This is a genomic window from Pseudomonas sp. BMW13, assembly GCF_013357275.1.
Taxonomy (GTDB): Bacteria; Pseudomonadota; Gammaproteobacteria; order Pseudomonadales; family Pseudomonadaceae; genus Aquipseudomonas; species Aquipseudomonas khazarica.
The window spans coordinates 19,127-41,621 of sequence record NZ_SUKD01000038.1 but is presented as its reverse complement, the minus strand read 5'-3'; the positions used below and the strand labels follow the sequence as shown (position 1 = coordinate 41,621).

Sequence of the window (22,495 nt, the reverse complement as noted above, 5' to 3'; positions counted from 1 at the left end):
CATGCGGTTCACTCGCTCATCGCCGTATCGGCCTCGGCAGACTCGAAACGCCTGCCCAGGCAGGTCAGCACCAGGCGCTCGGCCATGGCCACGACCAGGATCAGGGTGCCGAGCAGCATCGGCAGCTGAGGCAGCCACATCGGGATCGGCAACAGGCCCGAGGACACTTCCTTGAACTCGTAGGACTCCAGCACGAACAGGGTGCAGTACCAGGCCAGGTAGGCGGCGATGCCGAGACCGATCAGGGTGGCCAGCACATCGGCCGCACGACGGCCACCAGGCGGCAGCAGGCGCAGCATCAGTTCCACGCGAATGTGTGCGCCACGCTGCAGGGCATAGGGCAAGGCGAGAAAACCGGACGCTGCCATCGCGTAAGCGGCGAACTCATCCGCCGCCGGCACCATGGTGCCCAGCTGGCGGGCCACGATCTGTGCCACCACCAGCACGCAGATCGAGACGAGAAAGACGCCGGACAGCCATCCGGACAGGGTGTAGAGCTTGTGCAGTGGGGTCATGAACAGCGGGCTCCCTGGGCAAGCTTGAAGAAAAAGCCCATCGCTGCGACGCAGCGATGGGCACTGACATCAACGCTGGTAGGCGTCGAGGATAGCCTGGCCGTCGGCCCCGGAGCGCTTGAGCCACTCGTCGGTCATGGTCTGGCCGATCTGCTCGAAGCCCTTCTCGACCGCAGCCGGTGCCTGCTCGGACACCTGCATACCGTTGTCGGCCAGGGTCTTGACCAGCTCGCCGGTCTTCTCCTGGGCGATCGCCCAACCACGCGCCTCGGCACGCTTGGCGGCATCGAGTACCGCGGCCTGGGTCGCTTCCGGCAGGCGCGCGAAGGCACGTGCGTTGACGATGACGAAGTTCTTCGGGATGAAGGCCTTGACGTCATAGTAGTAGGAAGAGAAGTCCCAGGCCTGGGAGTCCACGCCCGTGGTCGGCGAAGTGAGCATGCCGTTGATCATGCCGGTGCTGAAGGCCTGTGGAATCTCGCCGGTCTGGATCACGGTCGGCACCGCCCCCATCAGCTCGGTCATGCGCGAGGTGGCCGGGTTGTAGGCACGGAATTTCATGCCCTTGAAGTCGTCCATGCTGGCGACCGGGGTCTTGGTGAAGATGCTCTGCGGCGACCACGGCATGGCGTACAGCAGCTTGATGCCCTGCTTGGCCAGGCGCTCCTCGACGGCCGGCCGGCTGGCGGCCCACAGCGCCTGGGCCTGCTCGTAGTTGCGCACCAGGAACGGCACGCTGTCGACTTCGAAGATCGGGTCTTCGTTACCCAGTACCGACATCAGCACGTCGCCAGCCTGGATCTGCCCGGTCTGCACCGCACGCTTGACCTCGGGGCGCTTGAACAGCACCGAGTTGGCGTGCACACGAATCTGCAGCTCACCCTGGCTGGCTTGCTCCACGTCCTCGGCGAACGACTTGGCCACGGTCGTGATGAAGTTGCCGTCGGGCTGCTCGACGCTCATGTTCCAGCGCTCGGCAGCCTGGGCGCCGACGCCCAGTGCGCAAGCCAAAGCGGTAATAGCGAAACGCGATGCGATGCTTTTCATGGTGCTCTCCTGTTAATTGTTCTTTGTGCGCCGCACGCGCGGCTGGAAGACGATTTCGAGTCTCAGCGCATCGCCCTACCCTGTCCAACTAGAAAAACCGGGGGCGCATGATCGGAATTCGTTATGGGATGAAACGGGGCATCGCTGTGGCAAATGCACCAGCAGCGGGCAACCGCTGACAGCTCGTGGAAAACCTGGGCAAGGCCGCCTGCGCCGAGGCATGACAGGCAGGCGAGCGGGATTCACGTGCGCTGAGCGAGCCTGCCGAGGGGGCTTCTCGAGGGGCCGTCGACCAGCGAAAGGGCTCAGGCGCTCTGCTGTTCCGGCGCCGGGGCGACGCGCGCCATGCAGGCTTCGCCCATTTCCTCGGCATAGACGTCGAGTGCCTCGCAGGCCAGAGCGATGATGTCTTCGCTGAGTTCCAGCCCGACCCCGGTGCGCCAGGTGGCCACCACCGGCAAGGCCGGCGGCTCGGGAACGTCGTCGAGAATGCTCAGCACCCCCTGCTTGAGTTCATCGTGCACCAGCGCCGGCGGCAAGGCGCCGACCCCGAAGCCATCGCGAATCAGCCGGGTCATCGCCGCGATGGAGTTGACGCAGTTGATGCGCGGCGCACTGACGCTGCCGGCGTGCAGCAGGTTGAGAATGTCCTGGTGCGGCCGCGAGTTCTTCGAAAAGGTGATGATGCGCTCGCGCGCCAGCTCATCCGTGGAGGCATAGCGGCGGTGGTACAGCGAGCCGGTGGGCACGATCCAGCGCACCGGGAACACCGCCAGCTGCAGATTGCGCACACTGTCGCCATTGACCATGTCGGTCTGGAACACGATGTCCAGATAACCCTTGAGCAGTTGCTCGTTGAGGTTGCGCGCGGTGTCGGCGGTCAGTTCGATCTCCACTGCGGGGTAGCGCTCCATCACCCGTGTTACGAACGGACTCAACCAGGTGTGAATGACGGTATCCATCGCCCCGATGCGGATGCGCCCCTGGATATTGCCGGTATCGCTGATCGACTGCTTCAGCGCCTGCATGGTGTCGATCATCCGCTCGGCGTATTCGAGCACCTTCTGCCCTTCGGGCGTCAGTGACACACCCTTGGAATCACGCAGGAAAAGACGCGTACCGAGTTCATCCTCGAGCGCGGCGATGCGGCTGGAAATCGACGCCTGGGTGCTGAACAGCTTCTCGGCAGTCAGGCGGAAACTCTTCAGCCGCGCCACCCAAACGAAGGTCTCGAGAAATCTCAGGTTCATGCCACAACGCCTCTTCGCAATATCGTCATCCGGGCCTGATCGTCAGCACCCATGCTGCCTTGGGCGTAGCAGGTTGCATGCCAGAGGTTTTTCGCCCAGCGGATGAATTTTCCTATCGCCGGCCCCCTGTTTTTTCTCGTTGGACGCAGCCGAACAACGCTTTGAAGAATGGCGGCGCGCTCCGCGCAGACCACAACAACATCATTCAAAACGCGCTCTGCCAAGCAGCCGCTCTCGCCGCTGCGCGCTCCCAACAGGAGACACTGCAACCATGAAACCCCATTACCCACTGGCATCCGCGCTGCTGCTCGGCAGCGGCCTGCCAACCCTGGCGCACGCCGACTTCATCGCTGACAGCAAGGCCAGCGTCGAGATGCGCAACTTCTACTTCAACCGCGACTTCCGTCAGAGCGGCGCTCGCGACAAGGCTGAGGAATGGGCGCAAGGTTTTCTGCTGCGCATGGAATCCGGCTACACCGAGGGCACCGTCGGTTTCGGCATCGATGCATTGGGGATGCTCGGCCTGAAACTCGACTCCGGCGACGGCACCGCCGGCACCGGCCTGCTGCCGGCCGACCGTTCCGGCGGATCGCAGGACGATTACTCGAAGCTCGCCCTGACCGCCAAGGCCAGGATCTCCAACAGCACGCTGAAAGTCGGCGCCCTGCAGTTCCGCAGCCCGATCGTCTCCGCCAATGACTCGCGCCTGCTGCCGCAGACCTTCCAGGGCGCGCTGCTCAACGTCCAGGAAATCGACAAGCTGACCCTGCAGGGCGGCAAGATCAACCGGATCAAGGCCAACAGCTCCAGCGACTACACCGAGATGAGCGGCAACCGCATCGGCGGCAGCAGCGATTCCTTCGTCTTCGGCGGTGGTGAGTACAAGCTCACGCCGCAGCTCACCGCCGGCCTGCACTACGGCACGCTGGAAGACATCTACCAGCAGTACTACGGCACCCTGGTGCACGTGCTGCCGCTGGGCGAAGGGCAGTCGCTGAAGAGCGACCTGCGCTATTCGCAGAGCCGCGAGGACGGCAACTTCCGCGACCTCGACAACAAGGCCTTCGGCGCCATGTTCACCTACAGCCTGGGTGGCCATGCCTTCGGTGCCGGCTACCAGCGCATGAGCGGTGACGACCCCTTCCCGTACATCGCCAACAGCGACCCCTTCCTGGTCAACTTCGTGCAGATCAACGACTTCGCCAATACCCAGGAACGTTCCTGGCAACTGCGCTACGACTACAACTTCGCCAGCCTCGGCATCCCCGGCCTGACCTTCATGACCCGCTACATCTCCGGCGACAACGTCGAGGTCGCCGGACGCAGCGGCGAGGGCAAGGAGTGGGAGCGCGACATGGACATCGCCTACGTGGTGCAGACCGGCCCGCTGAAGAACCTGGGCCTGAAATGGCGCAACGCCACCGTTCGTTCCAACTTCGGCAACGATCTCGACGAGAACCGCCTGATCCTCAGCTACACCCTGCCGCTCTGGTAAGCGGCGTTGCGCGGACGGGGCCTTCGGGGCCCCGTTTTTCATTTCCCGGGCGGCAAGATAGCCATAGACTTTCACCGCAGTCGTATGACAACTTGCCGATTCCCGAGAATCATCCTGAAGAAGATGGCGAGGCGTTATCGTGACTTTGCACCTGTCCTGGCAACAAAAATTCCGCGCCCTCATTGCGCTCACCCTGATCAGTCTGGCGTTGATGGCGGCCGCCTCGCTGTGGGCCAGCCACCGCCTGAGCAGCGCCCTGCAAGCCAGGGAGCAGGCGGCGAGCTACGCCAGCGCCAGCACCGAACTGATGAACCGCTGGTGGCGGCAGAACGCCCAGCGCCAGCAGCTCACGCCCGAGCAGCTGGCGGCATTCGGCAGCGGTCTCGATGAACTGCACGAACTCATCGGACAACTGTTGACCAAGGCGCAAGCCTTGCGAGACGACGATACCCTGCAACACGCACAGCGGATCCAGGCCATCCTCGAGGAGGAACTGGAACAACAACGCCAGTGGCTGAGCTTCAACCAGGCGCTGGGGCTGTCGCCCTTCGACGGCCAGCGCAAGGTCCTGAGTGAAAAGGGCAAGGCCCTGGAAGCCATCAGCTTCGACCTGATCAAGCCGTTCATCACCAGCGCACTGAGCAGCCAGCGCGACTACCTGTCGACCTTCGATCCGGCCTTCGCCCAGATCGCGCTGACGGCGATCGGCAAGCTGCAGGAGCAGATCGCCGACCTGGAGTGGCAGCAGACCCCGATCGGCAAGAACGTGCAGGCCTACGCCGATGCCTTCGGCGAAGCCCATGCCAGTATCGAGCGCATCAACGCCACCAACCAGCGCCTGGGCCAGTTGGGCGAAGACTTGCAGGCGCGCATGGCACAACAGGCTCGCGCTCTGCAGGACGGCCTGCTGCTGCGGCGTGCGCAGGAGGCGGAGCAATCGCGCATCTCCGCGCTGTGGCTGATGGGCCTGAGTTTCCTGGCCGTCGCCGCCCTGCTCTGCTTCACCCTGCTGCAAGCCTCACGCACCTTGGTCAGCCGCCTGCGCAACGTCATCCAGCTGCTCAGCCAGGTGGCGTCCGGCGACCTCAGCGGCAAGCTGCCGGTGGGAAGCAACCGCCGCGACGAATTCAATCAGCTGGCAGACGCGGCCAATCGCATGATCCAGGGCATCGGTGGCATCGTGGCCGAGGTGGTGCGTGCCAACGGCGAGCTGAGCCGCTTGCACAATCACCTCGGCGACGCCATGCGCCAGCTGGGTGACAACAGCAGCCAGGTGGAGATGCAGACCGAGCAGGCCGCCTCCGCCTCGCACCAGATCAGCGCCACCCTCAACGACATGGCGCAGCGCACTGCGGAAGTCGGCAGCGCCACCACCAGTGCCTACGACGCGGCGCGCAACGGCGGCGAAGTGATCGCCGCCAGCGTGAACAGCATGAGCCGCCTGGCGCAGCTGATTCAGGACACGCACAACCAGGTGGACGCCCTCGGCCAGAGCAGCGCCCGGGTCAACGGCATCGTCGATGTGATCAACAGCCTGGCCGACCAGACCAACCTGCTCGCGCTCAACGCGGCCATCGAGGCGGCGCGGGCCGGTGACGCCGGGCGCGGCTTCTCGGTGGTAGCCGATGAAGTGCGCTCGCTGGCGCAGAAGACCGTGGCCGCCACCACCGACATCAGCGCCATCGTCGGTGAGTTCCAGCACCAGACCCGGCACATGCATCAGTTGATGAGCAACGGCCTGAACCTGGCAGCCGACAGCGAACGCCATGCGGCGCAGGTCGCCGACGCGATCACCTCGATCACCTCGGCGATGGAGCGCCTGACCGGCGAGATGAACCAGGTGGTGGTCGCCATCGAGGAGGTGTCCACCACCACCGAGGACATCGCCGACAAGATGGAGACCATCCACGTGCATACCGGGCAAAGCAAAGAGCTGCGCCATACGCTGGGCGGTCATACCGAGGGGCTGTCATCCCAGGTCGACGCCCTGGGTCGCAGTGCCAGCCAGTTTCGCCTGGCATGAACACGGCGGGCGCCAGCTCGAGGCTGACGCCCGCCGCCGTGGTTCAGCGCGCCTGCTCTTGCCGGTATTGGTGGATGATCCCTGCCCGCGTGTCACCGGCACGCGCCAGCCACTCCTCGGTCAGCCGCTGCCCCACCTCGACCAGCCCCTGCTGCAGGGCCGGATCGATGTCGCGAACCACCTCCATGCCATGTCGCGCGAGCATCCGCGTCTGGTACTCGGTCAGTGCCCAGGACAGCTCCCAGCCTGCCCGCTCGGCGCGCTCGGCCGCATGCAGCAGGGCCTGACGCTGCGCCTCGGGCAAGCGCTGAAAGGCACGCTCGTTGACGATCACGATGTTCTTCGGGATGAAGGCGCGCACATCATAGAAGTGCGAGGTGAAGTCCCAGGCGCGCAGGTCCACCCCCGTGGCGCTGGAGGTGAGCATGATGTCGACCTGGCCGTCGCGGAACGCCTGCGGCACGTCCTCGGTGTCGATGGTCGTGGGCCGGGCCTCGAGCAGCTGCGCCAGGCGCGAGATGGTCGGGTTGTAGCTGCGAAAGCTCAGGTCGCGGATATCGCCCGGCTGGCGCAGCGGGCGCGTGCTGAACAGGCTCTGCGCCGGCCACGGCACCGCATACAGCAGGCGCACGCCGTCGGCCAGCAGGCGCTGCTCGACCGCCCCGCGGCTGACGGCCCAGAGCCGGCGCGCCTGCTCGTAATTGGTGGCGAGAAACGGCAGGCTGTCCAGTTCGTAGAGCGGGTCCTCGGCCCCCAGCGCGGACATGAACACATCGCCGAGCTGAATGTCGCCGCGGCTCACGGCGCCCTTCACCTGCGGCCGGCTGTACAGGGCAGAACCGGGATGCACGCGAATGTTCAGCTGCCCCTTGGTGGTCTGGCGCACATTCCTGGCAAAATCGACGGCCACGCGGCTGATGAAATTGCCAGCCGGTTGCTCCACCGACATCGACCAGGACGCGGCGCCTTGCGCGGATACTTTCATGGGTAGAACGACGAGCAACGCGCAGAGCGCGGACATGCAGGGAGCGGTTTTCATCGGGGTCCCCCGTTCGTGTCGGGTCGAAGGAAACGCAAGAGGCCCCGGTGCGGGGCACCGGGGATGCGCCAGAACGGCGCCAGGGAGCGTTCACCCGACGCACTGTCGACCCAGGCGACGCGCACTGTCCAACGGGAAAAACCAGCGCCTCGCGATCGAAAAATCCGATGCCCGCCACCATCAGCTTTTCCTATCTCCGGCGGATGTTTTTATTAGTTGGACGCTGTTCCGTGGCAACGGAAAAAATGCAGCCATCAGCCAGGACAGCTCAACGCTGCTGGAATCGACAAGCCATGATTAGGATGCTCCCTTGAACAGCCTGCTTCTGAACTGCGACATCGGCGAAAGCTTCGGCGCCTGGACCATGGGCCTGGACGCCGAGGTCATGCCCTATATCGACTGCGCCAACATCGCCTGCGGCTTCCACGCCTCCGACCCCAGCGTGATGCGCAAGACCGTGGCCCTCGCCGTGGCCCACGACGTACGCATCGGCGCACATACCGCCTACCAGGACCTGGTCGGCTTCGGCCGCCGCTCGATGGACTGCTCGCCCCAGGAAGTCGAAGACCTGATGCTCTATCAGATCGGCGCGCTGGAAGGCCTCTGCCGCAGCCAGGGCACCCGTGTCAGCTACGTCAAACCGCATGGCGCGCTGTACCAGGACATGATGCGCAAGCCCGCCACCCTGCGCGCGGTGATGAGCGCCGTGGCCAAGTACGATCGCCAGCTGCCGCTGATGCTGATGTGCACCCGCGACAATGCTGCCGCCCAGGCACTGGGCGACGAGTTCGGCCTGACCCTGTGGTTCGAAGCCTTCGCCGATCGCGCCTACGACGCCGCCGGCTACCTGGTGAGCCGCAGCCTGCCCGGCGCAGTGCATCACGACAGCGAAGTGATAGTCGCCCAGGCCGTGACCCTGGCACGTGGCGAGGCGCTGCAGGCCAGCGATGGCAGTGCCCTGCCCCTGGTCGCGCAGACCCTGTGCGTGCATGGCGACAACGCCAGCTCGGTCGCGGCGGTCAAGCGTATCCGCCAGGCCTTCGACCATCTGGCCCAGGCATGAAGGCGCCCAGTGTGCGACTGGAAGTCGCCGGCATCGACAGCCTGATCCTGCGCCTGTTCGATCACATCGACGAAGCCAACATGCCCTGGATGCTGGCGGCACGCACGCGCCTGCAGGCCGCCTTCGGCGACGCCCTGCTGGACCTGGTGCCCTCCTATACCACGCTGCTGCTGCACTATGACCTGTGCCAGCTCGACAGCGCCCAGGCGCGCGCCAAGGTCGCCGAGGCACTCGATGGCCTGCAGCCTGCCGACGTGCAGAACGGCCGTGAGCACCAGCTGCCGACCTGGTACGACCGCAGCGTCGGCCCGGAACTGCAGCTGCTGGCACGCCGCAGCGGTCTCAGCGAAGCCGAGGTGATCGCCCGTCACAGCGGCCATGCCTACCAGGTCTTCGCCCTGGGTTTCGCACCGGGCTTCGCCTTCATGGGGCTGGTCGAGGAAATCCTCGCCGCACCGCGCCTGAGCACGCCCCGCCAGCGCATCGCCGCCGGCAGCGTCGGCATCGCCGAGCGCCAGACCGCCGCCTATCCGGTGGTCTCCCCCGGCGGCTGGAACCTGATCGGGCGTACCCCGACCCGCCTGTTCGGCAGCGACATCGAGGGCTACAGCCTGCTGCAACCCGGTGACCGCGTGCGCTTCGTCGCTGTCGAACGCGCCGAATTCATTCGCCTGGGCGGTGACGACAGTCCGCTGGAGGCCAGCCAATGAGCGCGATCGGCAATGGCCTGCGCGTGCTGCGCAGCAGCCCTTTCATTCAGTTGCAGGATGCTGGGCGCTTCGGCGTACGCCACCTAGGCGTGACCCAGAGCGGCGCACTGGACTGGATCGCCCACCGCTGGGCCAACTGGCTGCTGGGCAACCCGCTCACGGCAGCCGTGGTGGAGATCACCCTCGGCAACCTCGAGTTCGAATGCACCCGCGATGCGACCCTGGCGCTGACCGGCGCGGATCTCGGCGCGCGTCTCGATGACCAGGCCTTGCTGCCCTGGCGCAGTTTCAGCGTGCGCCAGGGGCAGCGCCTGAGCTTCGCCACGCCGCGCCAGGGCGCACGGGCCTACCTGGCCGCGCCCGGCGGGTTCAAGGCGCCCCTGGTACTGGGCAGCTGCGCGAGCATGCGCCGCGAGGGGCTCGGCGGCCTGCACGGCGACGGCCGCCCGCTGGCCGTGGGTGATGCGCTCACCTGGGACGCGGAGGCAGTCGCCGCCCGGCAGATGCCCGCGGCGTGCATCCCCGTCTACGAGGATGCCCCCCGCCTGCAGGTGGTACTCGGCGCGCAGATCGGTGACTTCCGTGGCCAGAGCCTGTTCGACGCCTTCAACAGCGAGTGGCTGATCGACCAGCGTGCCGATCGCATGGGCATTCGCCTCAACGGTCCGCAACTGCAATGCCAGCGCGGCTCGATGATCTCCGAAGGCATTCCGCTGGGCGCCGTGCAGGTACCCCCGGACGGCCAGCCTATCATCCTGCTCAATGACCGCCAGACCATCGGCGGCTATCCACGCCTGGGCGCGCTGACACCCCAGGCGGTGGCGCGCCTGGCGCAGTGCCTGCCGGGGCAGAGCCTGTGGCTGCAACCGACCACCCAGGACAGCGCACAGCGCAGCCAGCGTCGACTGCTCGCGCAGTGGCAATGAGCGGCTGCGCCCGGGCAATCCAGCACGCGCTGTGATGGACTGCCCTGGCGCCTGGCGATGCGTCGCTCATTTCTTTCACCAGGCGGTGCATCACCCGCGCCATGCATAGCGGCTGGAGGCGCAAATGCATTAAAGTCAGCGGTCTGCACGCGAGGTCGCAGTGCGCCTTGCCCATCCGCCAGAAGAGCCCGACGATGGAACACCGTGAAGCGCTGGTCGCGTTACGCCAATTTCTCTCCACCCAGATCCTCGGCCAGGAGAAGCTCATCGAGCGCCTGCTGATCGCCCTGCTCGCCGACGGCCACCTGCTGGTCGAGGGCGCACCGGGCCTGGCCAAGACCAAGGCGATCAAGGAACTGGCCGAAGGCATCGAAGGCGAGTTCCACCGCATCCAGTTCACCCCTGACCTGCTCCCGGCCGATATCACCGGCACCGAGATCTATCGTCCGGAGACCGGCAGCTTCGTGTTCCAGCAGGGGCCGATCTTCCACAACCTGGTGCTGGCCGACGAGATCAACCGGGCACCGGCCAAGGTGCAGTCGGCGCTGCTCGAGGCGATGGCCGAGCGCCAGGTGTCGGTGGGACGCAGCACCTACGACCTGTCGCCGCTGTTCCTGGTCATGGCCACGCAGAACCCGATCGAGCAGGAGGGCACCTATCCGTTGCCCGAAGCGCAGCTCGACCGCTTCCTGATGCACGTGAAGATCGGTTTCCCCGACGCGGCGGTCGAGCGCAAGATCCTCGCCCAGGCACGCGGCGATGCCCTCAACGGCGAGGCCAAGCCGGAGCACCGGGTCAGCCAGCAGGCGATATTCTCCGCACGCAAGGAAATCCTCGGCCTGTACATGGCCGATGCCGTGGAGGAATACCTGGTGCAACTGGTCATGGCCAGCCGCACCCCGGCCAAGTTCGACGCCGAGCTGGCCGACTGGATCGCCTACGGCGCCAGCCCGCGCGGCTCCATCGCCCTCGACCGCTGCGCACGCGCCCACGCCTGGCTGGCCGGGCGTGATTTCGTCAGCCCGGAAGACATCCAGGCAGTGCTGTTCGACGTGCTGCGCCACCGCATCATCCTGTCGTTCGAGGCCGAAGCCTCGGGCGTCGACCAGGACCGCGTGATCCAGCGCATCCTCGACGTGGTGGCGGTGGCATAGATGCAGCCGCAAGCTGCAAGCCACAAGCTGCAGGCGGGCATCCAGGTCGATCTCGGCGAACTGATCGAGATGCGCCACAAGGCGCATGAGGTGCCGCTGTTCTCCACCCCCGCACGGCGCAGCCCGCTCACCGGCCTGCACCATTCGCGGCTGCGCGGACGCGGCGTGGACTTCGACCAGGTGCGCGTCTACCAGCCCGGCGACGACGTGCGCACCATCGACTGGCGCGTCACCGCGCGCACCCAGGAACCGCATACCAAGCTGTTCCACGAAGAACGCGAGCGGCCGATCTTCATCATCGCCGAACAGAGCCAGCGCCTGTTCTTCGGCTCCGGGCAGTGCTTCAAGTCGGTGCTCGCCGCCCGTGCGGCCGCGCTGATCGGCTGGGCCGCGCTCGGTCACAATGACCGCATCGGCGGCCTGGTCTTCGCCGACGACGAGCACCATGAGGTCAAGCCAAGGCGCAGCAAGCAGAGTCTGCTGCAATTGCTCAACCTGCTGGCCCGCGCCAACCAGGCGCTGGGCCCCGAGAGCCAGGCCAACCTCGCCCGTGACAACTTCGGCCTGGCCCTGCGCCGTGCCCGCGAAGTGCTGCGTCCCGGCAGCCTGGTGATCGTGCTGTGCGACGAGCGCGCCCTGAGCGATAACGCCGAGCAGCAACTCAGCCTGCTCGCCCGGCATACCGACCTGCTCCTGCTGCCGATGTCGGACCCGCTGGATCATGCCCTGCCGGCCGCCGGCCTGCTGCGCTTCACCCAGGGCGGCATGCAGCTGGAAGTCGACAGCCACAACGGCGACCTGCGCCAGGCCTATCGTGCCCAGGCCCAGGCGCGTGAAGCACGCTGGCAGCGCCTGGCGCAGAAGCTCGGCGTACCGCTGCTGCCGCTCAGCACGCAGTTCGAGCTGATCGAACAGCTGCAGGAGCAGCTCGGCGCGCTGCACCCGAGAAAAACCCTATGAACCCCATCGACCAGTTGCAGCCGCTGATCGAACCGGCGCCCGTGCCCTGGTGGCCGCCCGCACCGGGCTGGTGGCTGCTGGCGGCCCTGCTGCCGCTGCTCGGCTGGGGGCTCTGGCAGCTGCTTCGGCGCTGGCGCCAGCGTCCGCCCAGGGCGCGGCTCGAAAACGACCTGGACCCGCTGCGCCAGGCCGCGCTGGACGAACTGGCGCGGCTGAGCAAACCCTACGACGCAGCGCCGGCCGGCCCCTGGCTGCAACAGCTCAACGCCCTGCTCAAACGGCTGTGCCGCGAACGCTATCCGGACAGCGGCAGCCACGTGCTGAGCAGTCGCGCCTGGCTGGCGTTCCTCGACAACCGCTGCCCGGCCGCCGGCCTGACGCGCTGGATGATTCTGGTCGAAGGCAGCTACAAGCCGCAGTGCACGCTGAGCGACAAGGCCATCGCCGAGCTCGACCAGGCCATTGCCGTGTGGATTCGCAAGCATGTTTGAGTTCGCCTGGCCGTGGGTCTTCCTCCTGGCGCCGCTGCCCTGGCTGCTGCGCCTGCTGTTGCCAGCCGCCGACAGCGGCGATGCGGCGCTGCGCGTCAGCTTCCTCGACGAACTGCAGGCCCTGAGCGGCCGCCGCGCCCGCGCCGCCCTGCCCAGCTGGCGCCAGCAGGCCCCGCTGGTGCTGTTCTGGTGCCTGCTGCTGTGCGCGGCGGCGCGCCCGCAGTGGGTCGGCGAGCCCTTGCCGTTGCCGGCCAGCGGCCGCGACCTGCTGCTGGCGGTGGATGTGTCCGGCTCGATGGATTACGCCGACATGCAATGGGACGACGAGCCGATCAGCCGCCTGGAGCTGGTCAAGCGCCTGCTCGGTGACTTCATCGATGGCCGCCGTGGTGACCGCGTCGGCCTGATCCTCTTTGGCAGCCAGGCCTACCTGCAGGCACCGCTGACCTTCGACCGCACCACCGTGCGCACCTGGCTGGAAGAATCGCTGATCGGCATCGCCGGCAAGAACACCGCCATCGGCGACGCCATCGGCCTGGCGGTCAAGCGCCTGCGCCAGCGTCCGGCGCAGAGCCGCGTACTGGTGCTGATCACCGACGGAGCCAACAACGGCGGCAGCATCGAGCCGCTGGTGGCCGCGCAACTGGCCGCCGATGAAGGCGTGCGCATCTATGCCATCGGCATCGGCGCCGACCCTCAGCAAGACGGCCTGGCTGGCGCACTGGGCTTCAACAGTGGCCTCGAACTGGACGAACCGACCCTGCGCGCGATCGTCGATGCCACCGGTGGCGAATACTTCCGCGCACGCAGCCAGGCCGAGCTGGAGCAGATCGAGCTCAGCCTCGACCGCCTGGAGCCCGTAGCCCAGCAACCGACTCTCGCCCGCCCTGCCCTGGCGCTGTACGCCTGGCCACTGGCGCTGGCGCTGCTGGGCTCGCTGCTGCTGGTCGGCCAGGTGCTGTGGCCCGACCAGCTGCGGAGGCGCGCATGATGGCGCTGTGGCCGGAATGGCTGCGCCCGCTGTGGCTGCTGCCGCTGCCCCTGCTGGCCTGGCTGCTGTGGCGCCTGTGGCACCGTGAACGGGCCAGCGGCCGCTGGCAGCTGCTGCTTCCCGCCGCCTTTCATCAGGTGCTGCTCAAGGGCGGTGATGGCCGCTCCAGCCGCCTGCCCTGGGTGGCCCTGGGCCTGGCCTGGCTGCTGGCCATCGGCGCACTGCTGGGGCCCAGCTGGCAGCGGGTCGAGCAGAGCAACCAGAAACCGGCCGATCCGCTGCTGGTGGTGCTCGAGCTGACCCCGCAGATGCTCGCCAGCGATGGCCACCCCAATCGCCTGGAGCAGGCACGGCGCAAGCTGCTCGACCTGCTCGAGGCACGGCGCGATGCGCAGACGGCGATCATCGTCTACGCCGGTAGCGCACACAGCCTGGTGCCTCTGTCCGATGACCTGGCCACCAGCCGCAACCTGCTCGAGGCGCTCAAGCCGTCGCTGATGCCCGAACCCGGCCGCCGTGCCGACCTGGCGGTGGTGCGCGCCCTGCAGATGCTCGATCAGGCGCAGCTCGGCCAGGGTCGCATCCTGCTGATTGGCAGCGCACTGGATGAGCAGGAGCGCAGCGGCATTCGCCAGGCCCTGGAAAAACGTGCGGTGCCGCTGCTGATCCTTGGCGTCGGCAGCCGCGAAGGTGCACCGGTGGTGCAGGAAGACGGCAGCTTCCTCAAGGATCAGCGCGGCGCCATCCTGGTGCCCCGCCTGGATGCACGCAGCCTGCGCGAAACGGCGGAGAGCAATGGCGGCCGCTACGCCCAGATACGGGTGGATGACGACGACCTCAGGCGCCTCGGCCTGTTCGACGCCCCCCAGGCACTGCGGGCGGCACAGGAGCCCACGCAGCTCGACAGCCATGTCGACCAGGGCTACTGGCTGCTGCTGCCATTGCTGTTGCTCGCGGCCTGCGCGGGGCGTCGCGGCTGGCTGTTCTGCCTGCCGCTGCTGTTGATGCTGCCGCCGCAGAGCAGCCAGGCCTTCGAACTGGACGACCTGTGGCTGCGCCCTGACCAGCAAGGCCAGCGCCTGCTGCAGGCGCAGCGCCCGGCCGAGGCCGCGGAGCGTTTCGTCGACCCGCAGTGGCAAGGCAACGCGCTGTACCAGGCCGAGGACTACGCCGGTGCCGCCGAGCGCTTCGCCCAGGGCGACACGGCCGCCGATCACTACAATCGCGGCAACGCGCTGGCCAAGTCCGGCGAACTGGAAGCGGCGCTGGATGCCTATGAACAGGCCCTGGAGCGCCAGCCGGAACTGACCGCAGCGCAGCAGAACAAGGCGCTGGTGGAAGAGGCGCTGCGCCAGCGCCAGGATCAGCAGCAGAACGGCGGCGATGCGTCTGCGCAGCAACAGGACGACGCCTCGGGCGACACCGGCGAACCGCACGAGGACGCAAGCGCTCAGCCCGCCGACGGCCAGCCTGCGCAGCCCGGCCAATCCGGCAGCCGCGATGACAGTGGCAGCGACGGCGATGCCCAGGATACAGGCGCAGGTGGCACGCAGCCGGATACGGGCGCTCCGGCGGAGCCGAGCGAGCCGGGCCAGGGCGCGGTCACCGAGGGCGATCTGGGCGACGCCGCAGAGCGTCGCCAGGCCCTGGAACAATGGTTGCGGCAGATCCCGGACGACCCGGCCGAACTGCTGCGGCGCAAATTCTGGTATGAACAGCAACAGCGTCAGGACTCAAGCCGATGAAGCGCTTCCTCTTCCTGCTTCTTCTACTGGTAAGCGGCCAGGCCTGCGCCGATGCCTTCTTCGCCAGCGTCGACCGCACGCGCCTGAGCGAGGGGGAAACCGTCGTGCTGACCCTCGAATCGACCGACCCGACCCGTTTCGGACGGCCCGATTTCAGCCCGCTGGACGAGAACTTCGAAGTCCTCGGCAGCCGCCAGGTCAATCGCCTGAGCAGCATCGGCGACACGCCCCGCGCCAGCACCCGCTGGATCCTCACCCTGCAACCCCGGCGCAGCGGCGAGGTGGTGATTCCGCCCATCCGCCTGGAAGACGCCGAGACTCTGCCCATCACCCTCACCGTCGATGCGGTCAGCGACGCCAGCGGCAGCGCCAAGCTGGCCCCGGTGTACATCGATGCCAGCCTCGACCAGGACAGCGTCTACGTGCAGGCACAGGCCGTGCTGACGCTGCGCATCTACCATTCGGTGTCCATGTACGACGACAGCACCCTGACGCCGCTGCAGATGCAGGACGCGCGCGTGGAACAGCTGGGCGAGCCGCGCACCTACGAGAAGCGCATCGGCGGCGTGCGCCACGGCGTGATCGAACTGCAGTACGCCATCTACCCGCAGCGCAGCGGCGAGCTGGTGATTCCGGGGCAGACCTTCAGCGCCACCCTGGTCGACCGCTCGCGCAACGATGACTTCCTGCCCTTCGGCCCGCGTGCGGGCAAGGTCTCGCGGGTCAAGTCGCCGGACATCCCCCTGCGGGTCAAGGCCAAGCCGGCGGACTACCCCGCCGATGCACCCTGGCTGCCGGCACGGGCGCTGGGCCTGGCGGAAACCTGGAACCCGCAGCCGGAACAGAGCCAGGTCGGCGACTCGCTGACCCGCCGCCTGATCCTCAAGGTCGATGGCCTGTCCAGCGCCCAGCTGCCGCCGCTGCCGGCTACCCAGGTCGAAGGCCTGCGCCGCTACCCGGACCAGCCGCAACTGAGCGACCAGAAGAGCGAGAGCGGCGTAGTCGGCACGCGCGAGGAACGCGAGGCCCTGGTGCCGAGCCGCAGCGGCGACATCGCCCTACCGGCGCTGGAAGTGGTGTGGTGGAACACGCAGAGCGACAGCCTGGAGCGGACGACGCTGCCCGCACGCACCCTGCAGGTGGCCGAGAACCCTCAGCTGCAGGGCGAGGACAGCCCCACGGCGAACCTGCCCGTCGCACAGCCACAGGAGGTGCCCGAGCTGTGGCCCTGGCAACTGGCCTGCGCGCTGCTCGGCTTGAGCACCCTGCTCGGCTTCGCCCTGTGGTGGCGCGCCCGACGCCAACCGGCCATCCAGCGGGCCGCACAGGCGGGCCCCAGCCCGCGCACGCTGCTCGACGACCTCAAGCGCGCCTGCCAGGCGGGCGATGCCCAGGCCACCCGTTACGCGCTCGATGCCTGGGCGCGACAGCAACCGGAAACCCTGGCCGACATGGCGGCGCGTTACGTGCCGCTGTCGGACGCGCTCGATGGCCTCAACGGCGCGCTGTACAGCGAGACCGGCCAGCAGTGGCAAGGCGATGAGCTGTGGAAGGCGATTCGCAACCTGCCGGCAGCGCAGGAACCGAGCGCCGCCCCGCAGGACAGCAGCGCGTTGCCGCCGCTGTATCCGCGCTAGCAAACGCAGCCGCACACACTCCGTAGGAGCCCGCTTGCGGGCGATCCCACGCGTAGCAGCGGGCGGAAACCCTGACCCGCTTGGCGGCGCATTACGTGCCGCTGACCGATGTACCCGACGGCACGCCGCACAGCGAGACCGGCCAGCAGTGGCAAGGCGATGAACCGTGCAAGGCAATTCGCAACCTGCCAACGCCCCAGGAACCGAGCACAGCCCCCCAGGACAGCCGCGCATTGCCGCCCACCCACTCCGTAGGAGCCCGCTTGCGGGCGATCCCAGGCACCAGCCAAGCCCCCTACCCGCGCCCATATCGCCCCTCATGCAACACGCATAAAAAAACCGCGGCCCAGAGGCCGCGGTTCTCGTCCTGCGCTACAGGCATCAGGCCTTGCCGCGCAGCTTCTCCGGGTTGATCAGGAAACGCGCCAGCGCCGGCAGCAGCCAGATCGCACCGATCATGTTCCAGAGGAACATGAAGGTCAGCATCAGGCCCATGTCGGCCTGGAACTTGATCGCCGAGAAGATCCAGGTGGCCACGCCGATGGCCAGGCAGACGCCGGTGAACAGCACCGCCTTGCCCGTCGACTTGAGCGTCTCGTAGTAGGCCTCCTGCAGCGTCATGCCCTGACGCAGGTAGGTCTCAAGGCGGCTGTAGATGTAGATACCGTAATCCACACCGATGCCGACACCCAGCGCGATCACCGGCAGGGTCGCGACCTTCACGCCGATGCCCATGAAGGCCATCAGCGCGTTGCCCAGCACCGAGGTCAGTACCAGCGGCAGGATCACGCACAGCGTCGCCGCCAGGGAGCGGAAGGTCAGCAGGCACATGATGCTCACGGCCGCGTAGACCGCGATCAGCATGGTGGTCTCGGATGCCGCGATCACCTCGTTGGTGGCGGCCTCGATACCGGCGTTACCGGCGGCCAGCACGACCTGCAGGTCATCGGTGCTGTGCTCTGCAGCGAACGCTTCGGCGGCAGCCACGGCACGCGACAGCGTCTCGGCCTTGTGGTCCTCGAGGAACACCAGTACCGGCGCCACCGAACAGTCGGCGTTGTACAGGCCTTCGGCACGAGCGATGGAGTTGTTCAGCACATCCTGGTTACGCGACAGGGTTTCCCATTTCAGGTTGCCCTCGTTCATGCCCTTGATCACCTGCTTGGACACGGTGACCATGGAGATGGCCGACTGCACGCCCTGGGTGTTCTCCATCTTCCACATCAGCTCGTCCATGGCGGACAGCGCTTCGTACGTGGAGCAACGCTCGGTCGCGGTCTTGATCATCACCACCAGCACGTCGGAGCTGGTCGAGTAGTTGCGGATGACGAAGTCGTTGTCCAGGTTGTAGCGCGAATCCGGATGCAGCTCCGGCGCGCCCTGATCGAGGTCACCGATCTTCAGGTTCTGCCCGTACCAGACGCCACCGGCCAGGGCCACCACGGCAATCACCACGGAAATCGGCGCCACCATCGGGTGCGCGAAGTTGGAGATGGCGCGCCACAGCGGATGGTCCTTGGCGGCTTCCTCGCGGCTCTTCTTCACGGCACGGTTGCCGATGCCGATGTAGGAGATCACCACCGGCAGCAGGATCAGGTTGGTCAGGATGATCACCGCCACGCCCATGGACGCACCGATGGCCAGCTCGCGGATCACGCCGATATCGATCAGCAGCAGGGTCACGAAGCCGACGGCATCGGAGAGCAGCGCGACCAGTCCGGGGATGAACAGCTGACGGAACGCCATGCGCGCTGCGGACAGCGCATCGGTCGCTTCGCCGGAGGCCATGGCAATGCCGTTGATCTTCTGCACCCCGTGCGAGATACCGATGGCGAACACCAGGAACGGCACCAGCATCGAGTAAGGGTCCAGACCGAAGCCCAGCGTGTGCAGCAGGCCAAGCTGCCAGATCACCGCCACCAGGGTGGTGATGACCACCGCCAGCGTGCTCTTGAAGCAGTGGGTGAACCACAGCAGCAGAACGAAGGTGATGCCGATGGCGACGGCGAAGAACAGCGCCACGCCGACCAGGCCATCGATCAGGTCACCGACCTTCTTGGCGAAACCGATGATGTGCACCTGCACATTGGGGTTCTGCGCCTGGTACTTGTCGCGAATCTTCTCTTCCAGCTCGTGGGAGAACTTCTGGTAGTCCAGCTTGATCAGCTTGCTCTGGTCGGCCGGGTCCGGATAGGACTCGAGCAGAGGAATGTCGACGATGCTGGACTTGAAGTTGTTCGCCACCAGACGACCGATCTGCCCCGACTTGAGGATGTTGCTGCGCAGCTCCTCGAGGCTGTCGGCGGAACCGTCGTAGGTCTGCGGAATCACCTCGCCACCGGCGAAGCCTTCCTCGGTCACTTCGGTCCAGCGCACGCTGGGGCTCCACAGCGACTTGAGGCCGGAACGGTCGACGCCGGGGATGTAGAAGGCCTCGTCATGGATCTGCCGCAGCGTCTCCATGTACTCCTTGCTGAAGATGTCGCCTTCGGTGGCTTCCACCGAGATGCGCACCGTGTTGCCCAGGTTGGCCAGGTCGTTACGGTGTTCGAGCATCTTCTGGATGTACGGATGGCCCAGCGGAATCATCTTCTCGAAGCTGGTCTGCGGGCGCACCTGGGCAGCCTGGTAGAACAGGAAGATGCTGATCAGCAGGCAGATCAGGATCACCGCCGGGCGATTGTTGAAGATCAGCCGCTCGAGATAAGAAGCAGGCTTTTGTTGATGCTTGGTCATGCAAAGGCTCCCGGCTTGTTATTGTTGGCCCAGATCGGCGCCGGTCGAAGCGGCGAGGTGAACGCCGCCCTGCCCCACCAGGATCAGGTTGCCGTTATCCAGTGCAGTCACCCCGGCCAGCGAGAGGCGGTCGGGACGATTCATCAGGCTGAAGCTCTGCCCGTGGTCGGTGCTGCGCAGCACGGTGCCGCCGTGGCCAACGACCACGATGCTGCCATCGCGGAGCAGCGTACCGTCGGCCAGGCCGAACTCCAGCGGGCCATTGTTGGGGGTGTGCAGCGAGATCTGCTGCCAGCTGTCACCGAAATCGGTGGAGCGGAACAGGTGGCCGCGCAGGCCGTAGGCGAGCAAGGTGCCACTCTGGTCGGTACCGAGCACGCCGAACAGCGAGCCCTCGTAGGGCGGCTCTTCGATGCGTTCCCAGGTCTGCCCCCAGTCGGCGGAACGGAACATCTGGCCCAGCTCACCGACGATGAACAGGCCGGAATCCTTCACTGCGGTGATGGCATTGAGGTGATAGGCATCCTCGTTGTCGAGGCGATCGCTGACGTCTTCCCAGGTCTTGCCGCCGTCGCTGGTTTCCAGCAGCGCACCGTAGGCGCCCACCGCGAAACCGGTCTGCAGGTCCTTGAACCAGACATCCAGCAGCGGCGCCTCGCGCTCGAGGTCTTCGAACTGCTTGGTCCAGGTCAGACCGCCGTCGCCGGTGACGAGAATCTGCGCATCGTGACCGACCGCCCAGCCGTGCTTGGGATCGACGAAGAAGACCGAGGTGAGCATCTGCCGGGTCGGCACCTTGGCCTGCTCCCAGCTCTGCCCCTGGTCTTCGGAATGGAGAATGTGGCCACGGTCGCCGACGGCTACCAGGCGTTCGCCAGTGTTGACGACGTCCTGCAGCAGGCTGTGTACGGCCTTGGCGGACTCGATGGCATAGCCGGCCTCCGCTGTCGACGACGTCTCGGCGTATGCAGGCACGGCAGTGAAAGCCAGAACGGAAAGCACACTGCACAGCGAGAGCGCTTTAGCCAGCGGCGAATGGACACGAAGCGCCGATTTGTGCGCCGTAGTGGGCGTCAGACCGGACTGGGTGCGCCGCATGACGGGCTCACTCATATACCTTCCCCCTTTCTTGTTATAGGCGGTACTGCTCTCAATAGCAGGCCGCCCATCCTAGCGAGCTTAGGAAAGCCCTGACAATTAGCGCGACGTTATGTTTTGTTAAGGCAGAACCCGCGTTATAGAAGCCTATTCGCGAAGCTGATACGAAAAAGGCCGCTACTACTGTAGCGGCCTTGGCGCGAGGCTACACGACTATTATCGCGTGCCGCGACGACGCAGCGCAGCCGGCTTGAAGTAACCGTCGTCCGGAATGGCCTGGCTGAAGTCGATGGTGTTGTTCTCTTCGTTGTCCAGGTTCTGCACGTGATAACGACGCGCCTGAAGATCGTGGAACACGTCCAGGGCAGACCAGGTGGTCGGCAGGTCGTAGTAGTTCTTCAGGTAGGCGATGGATACGCGCCACAGCTCACCGCGACCGTCGTACTGATCGACCACTGCAGCCTGCCAGCTGTCCTCGTCGAGGAACAGGGTGCGCTTGGAGTAGATGTGACGGGCGCCCGATTTCAGCGTGCCTTCCACCACCCAGACGCGGTGCAGTTCGTTGCGGGTCAGCGCCGGGTTCAGGTGACCGACCTTGAGCAGGTCCTCGTACTTAACCTCAGGGCTGGTGACCTTGTAGTTGTTGTACGGGATGTAGATTTCCTTCTTGCCCACCAGTTTCCAGTCGTAGCGATCCGGAGCACCGTTGAACATGTCGGTATCGTCGGCGGTACGCAGGCCATCGGCGGCAGCGATCGGCGTGTCGTATGCCAGGTTCGGCGCACGACGCACGCGACGCTGACCGGCGTTGTAACCCCAGGCCTGGCGCGGTTCCTTGACCTGATCCAGGGTCTCGTGAACCAGCACCGCACCACCGGCCAGACGCGCCGGGCTGGTGGTGAAGGACAGGTAGTAGAACATGATGTTGTTCAGGTCGGCGAAGGAGCCGTTCTGCACGTAGTACTTGAACATGGCCTCCTGCTGCGAGGTCACCAGCGAGTACGCACCATTGCGCTGTACCGCCACTTCCGAGGCACGACGCACGATGTAGGTACCACGATAACGGGCGATGTGGTTCCACAGCGCTTCCACGCCGTTCTGCGGAATCGGGAACGGGATGCCGCCATAGGCATCGGAGAAGCCGTTGCCGCCGTCGACCAGCTTGGCGCTGGTGGCGTTCTTGACGGTGTTGTCATAGACCCACTGCGGCGCCGACCCGGAGCGACGGGTCTGGTAGACCGGCATCTGGTAGGTTTCCGGGTAGGCCTTGAACATGGCGATCTGACCTGGCGTCAGGTTGGCCTCGTACTGGCTCAGGTTGGCCGCGGTGATGGTGAACAGCGGCTTGTCTTCCGGGAACGGGTCGACGTGATGCTGGCCCGAGCGGGTGTAACCGGCCGGTGCCTTGGTGATGCCACCGGTCCAGGCCGGGATGGTGCCAGCGGCATTGCCGGCTTTCTCGGCACCGAAGGGCGTCAGGGTGTCGCCGAGTTTGGCAGCTTCCTGCGGGGAAACGGCAGCCAGTGCAGAGCCGGCGGAAAACGCCAGCGCAACGGCTACGGCCATCAGCCTGTGCTTGTTCAGCATGGGTAATTCTCCGTGAAGAGTCTGGCCG

At 66.2% G+C, this 22,495-nt stretch carries 18 protein-coding genes; 11 read left to right on the top strand and 7 right to left on the bottom strand.

The genetic code is table 11. The features are described 5' to 3' along the window. Window positions 1-8: 8 nt before the first annotated feature. The 3 genes from E4487_RS23550 to E4487_RS23540 form a co-directional block, all read right to left on the bottom strand. Window positions 9-515 (bottom strand): TRAP transporter small permease, encoded by a 507-nt coding sequence (locus E4487_RS23550; protein ID WP_037056200.1) that lies wholly within the window; start codon window positions 513-515, stop codon window positions 9-11. A 69-nt stretch (window positions 516-584) separates the two neighbouring features. Then, window positions 585-1,562 (bottom strand): TRAP transporter substrate-binding protein, encoded by a 978-nt coding sequence (locus tag E4487_RS23545; protein ID WP_134675464.1) that lies wholly within the window; start codon window positions 1,560-1,562, stop codon window positions 585-587. A 305-nt stretch (window positions 1,563-1,867) separates the two neighbouring features. Beyond that, window positions 1,868-2,812: a LysR family transcriptional regulator gene (locus tag E4487_RS23540; protein ID WP_047591671.1), complete on the bottom strand. Its 945-nt coding sequence runs from the start codon at window positions 2,810-2,812 to the stop codon at window positions 1,868-1,870. A gap of 271 nt (window positions 2,813-3,083) precedes the next feature. Between E4487_RS23540 and E4487_RS23535 the strand changes: the two genes are divergently transcribed. Together E4487_RS23535 and E4487_RS23530 are read left to right on the top strand one after the other, a co-directional pair. Beyond that, complete coding sequence (locus tag E4487_RS23535; protein ID WP_047591668.1) at window positions 3,084-4,307, top strand: OprD family porin; 1,224 nt, start codon at window positions 3,084-3,086, stop codon at window positions 4,305-4,307. Window positions 4,308-4,446: 139 nt separating this feature from the next. Continuing rightward, window positions 4,447-6,330: a methyl-accepting chemotaxis protein gene (locus E4487_RS23530; RefSeq protein WP_175254511.1), complete on the top strand. Its 1,884-nt coding sequence runs from the start codon at window positions 4,447-4,449 to the stop codon at window positions 6,328-6,330. Window positions 6,331-6,373: 43 nt separating this feature from the next. Here E4487_RS23530 and E4487_RS23525 read toward each other — a convergent pair whose 3' ends face one another. Further along, window positions 6,374-7,315, bottom strand: a complete 942-nt coding sequence (locus tag E4487_RS23525) for a TRAP transporter substrate-binding protein (protein WP_257229487.1) — start codon at window positions 7,313-7,315, stop codon at window positions 6,374-6,376. 364 nt (window positions 7,316-7,679) lie between these two features. Between E4487_RS23525 and E4487_RS23520 the strand changes: the two genes are divergently transcribed. The 9 genes from E4487_RS23520 (at window position 7,680) to E4487_RS23480 (ending at window position 17,046) form a co-directional block, all read left to right on the top strand. Next, the gene (locus E4487_RS23520; RefSeq protein ID WP_175254510.1) at window positions 7,680-8,432 is read left to right on the top strand and encodes a 5-oxoprolinase subunit PxpA; all 753 of its coding nucleotides are present in this window, start codon (window positions 7,680-7,682) and stop codon (window positions 8,430-8,432) included. Then, window positions 8,429-9,142, top strand: coding sequence for an allophanate hydrolase subunit 1 (locus tag E4487_RS23515; RefSeq protein WP_037056215.1), 714 nt, complete (start codon window positions 8,429-8,431; stop codon window positions 9,140-9,142). Before E4487_RS23520 ends, E4487_RS23515 begins: the two co-directional genes overlap by 4 nt. Then, window positions 9,139-10,068, top strand: a complete 930-nt coding sequence (locus E4487_RS23510; RefSeq protein ID WP_175254509.1) for a biotin-dependent carboxyltransferase family protein — start codon at window positions 9,139-9,141, stop codon at window positions 10,066-10,068. Before E4487_RS23515 ends, E4487_RS23510 begins: the two co-directional genes overlap by 4 nt. A 194-nt stretch (window positions 10,069-10,262) precedes the next feature. Further along, window positions 10,263-11,222, top strand: coding sequence for a MoxR family ATPase (locus E4487_RS23505; protein ID WP_037056217.1), 960 nt, complete (start codon window positions 10,263-10,265; stop codon window positions 11,220-11,222). Beyond that, entirely contained in the window at window positions 11,223-12,182 is a 960-nt protein-coding gene (locus E4487_RS23500) for a DUF58 domain-containing protein (protein ID WP_037056219.1), read from the top strand. Beyond that, on the top strand, window positions 12,179-12,673 hold the full coding sequence (locus E4487_RS23495; RefSeq protein ID WP_037056221.1) for a DUF4381 domain-containing protein: 495 nt from the start codon (window positions 12,179-12,181) through the stop codon (window positions 12,671-12,673). The genes E4487_RS23500 and E4487_RS23495 overlap by 4 nt, the downstream gene beginning before the upstream one ends. Continuing rightward, the gene (locus E4487_RS23490) at window positions 12,666-13,664 is read left to right on the top strand and encodes a VWA domain-containing protein (protein ID WP_175254508.1); all 999 of its coding nucleotides are present in this window, start codon (window positions 12,666-12,668) and stop codon (window positions 13,662-13,664) included. The genes E4487_RS23495 and E4487_RS23490 overlap by 8 nt, the downstream gene beginning before the upstream one ends. After that, complete coding sequence (locus E4487_RS23485) at window positions 13,661-15,409, top strand: VWA domain-containing protein (protein ID WP_037056228.1); 1,749 nt, start codon at window positions 13,661-13,663, stop codon at window positions 15,407-15,409. The genes E4487_RS23490 and E4487_RS23485 overlap by 4 nt, the downstream gene beginning before the upstream one ends. Then, a complete protein-coding gene (locus E4487_RS23480; RefSeq protein WP_134675454.1) occupies window positions 15,406-17,046 on the top strand; it encodes a protein BatD in 1,641 nt (546 codons plus the stop codon). The genes E4487_RS23485 and E4487_RS23480 overlap by 4 nt, the downstream gene beginning before the upstream one ends. Before the next feature lie 381 nt (window positions 17,047-17,427). On the opposite strand, the gene E4487_RS23475 is transcribed toward E4487_RS23480, so the two are convergent. From E4487_RS23475 to E4487_RS23465, 3 genes are all read right to left on the bottom strand, one after another. Then, window positions 17,428-19,782 (bottom strand): RND family transporter, encoded by a 2,355-nt coding sequence (locus E4487_RS23475; protein ID WP_047586334.1) that lies wholly within the window; start codon window positions 19,780-19,782, stop codon window positions 17,428-17,430. Between the two features lie 18 nt (window positions 19,783-19,800). Further along, on the bottom strand, window positions 19,801-20,880 hold the full coding sequence (locus tag E4487_RS23470; RefSeq protein WP_175254512.1) for a YCF48-related protein: 1,080 nt from the start codon (window positions 20,878-20,880) through the stop codon (window positions 19,801-19,803). Window positions 20,881-21,096: 216 nt separating this feature from the next. Next, a complete protein-coding gene (locus E4487_RS23465; protein WP_037056239.1) occupies window positions 21,097-22,467 on the bottom strand; it encodes a DUF1329 domain-containing protein in 1,371 nt (456 codons plus the stop codon). Window positions 22,468-22,495: the final 28 nt, after the last annotated feature.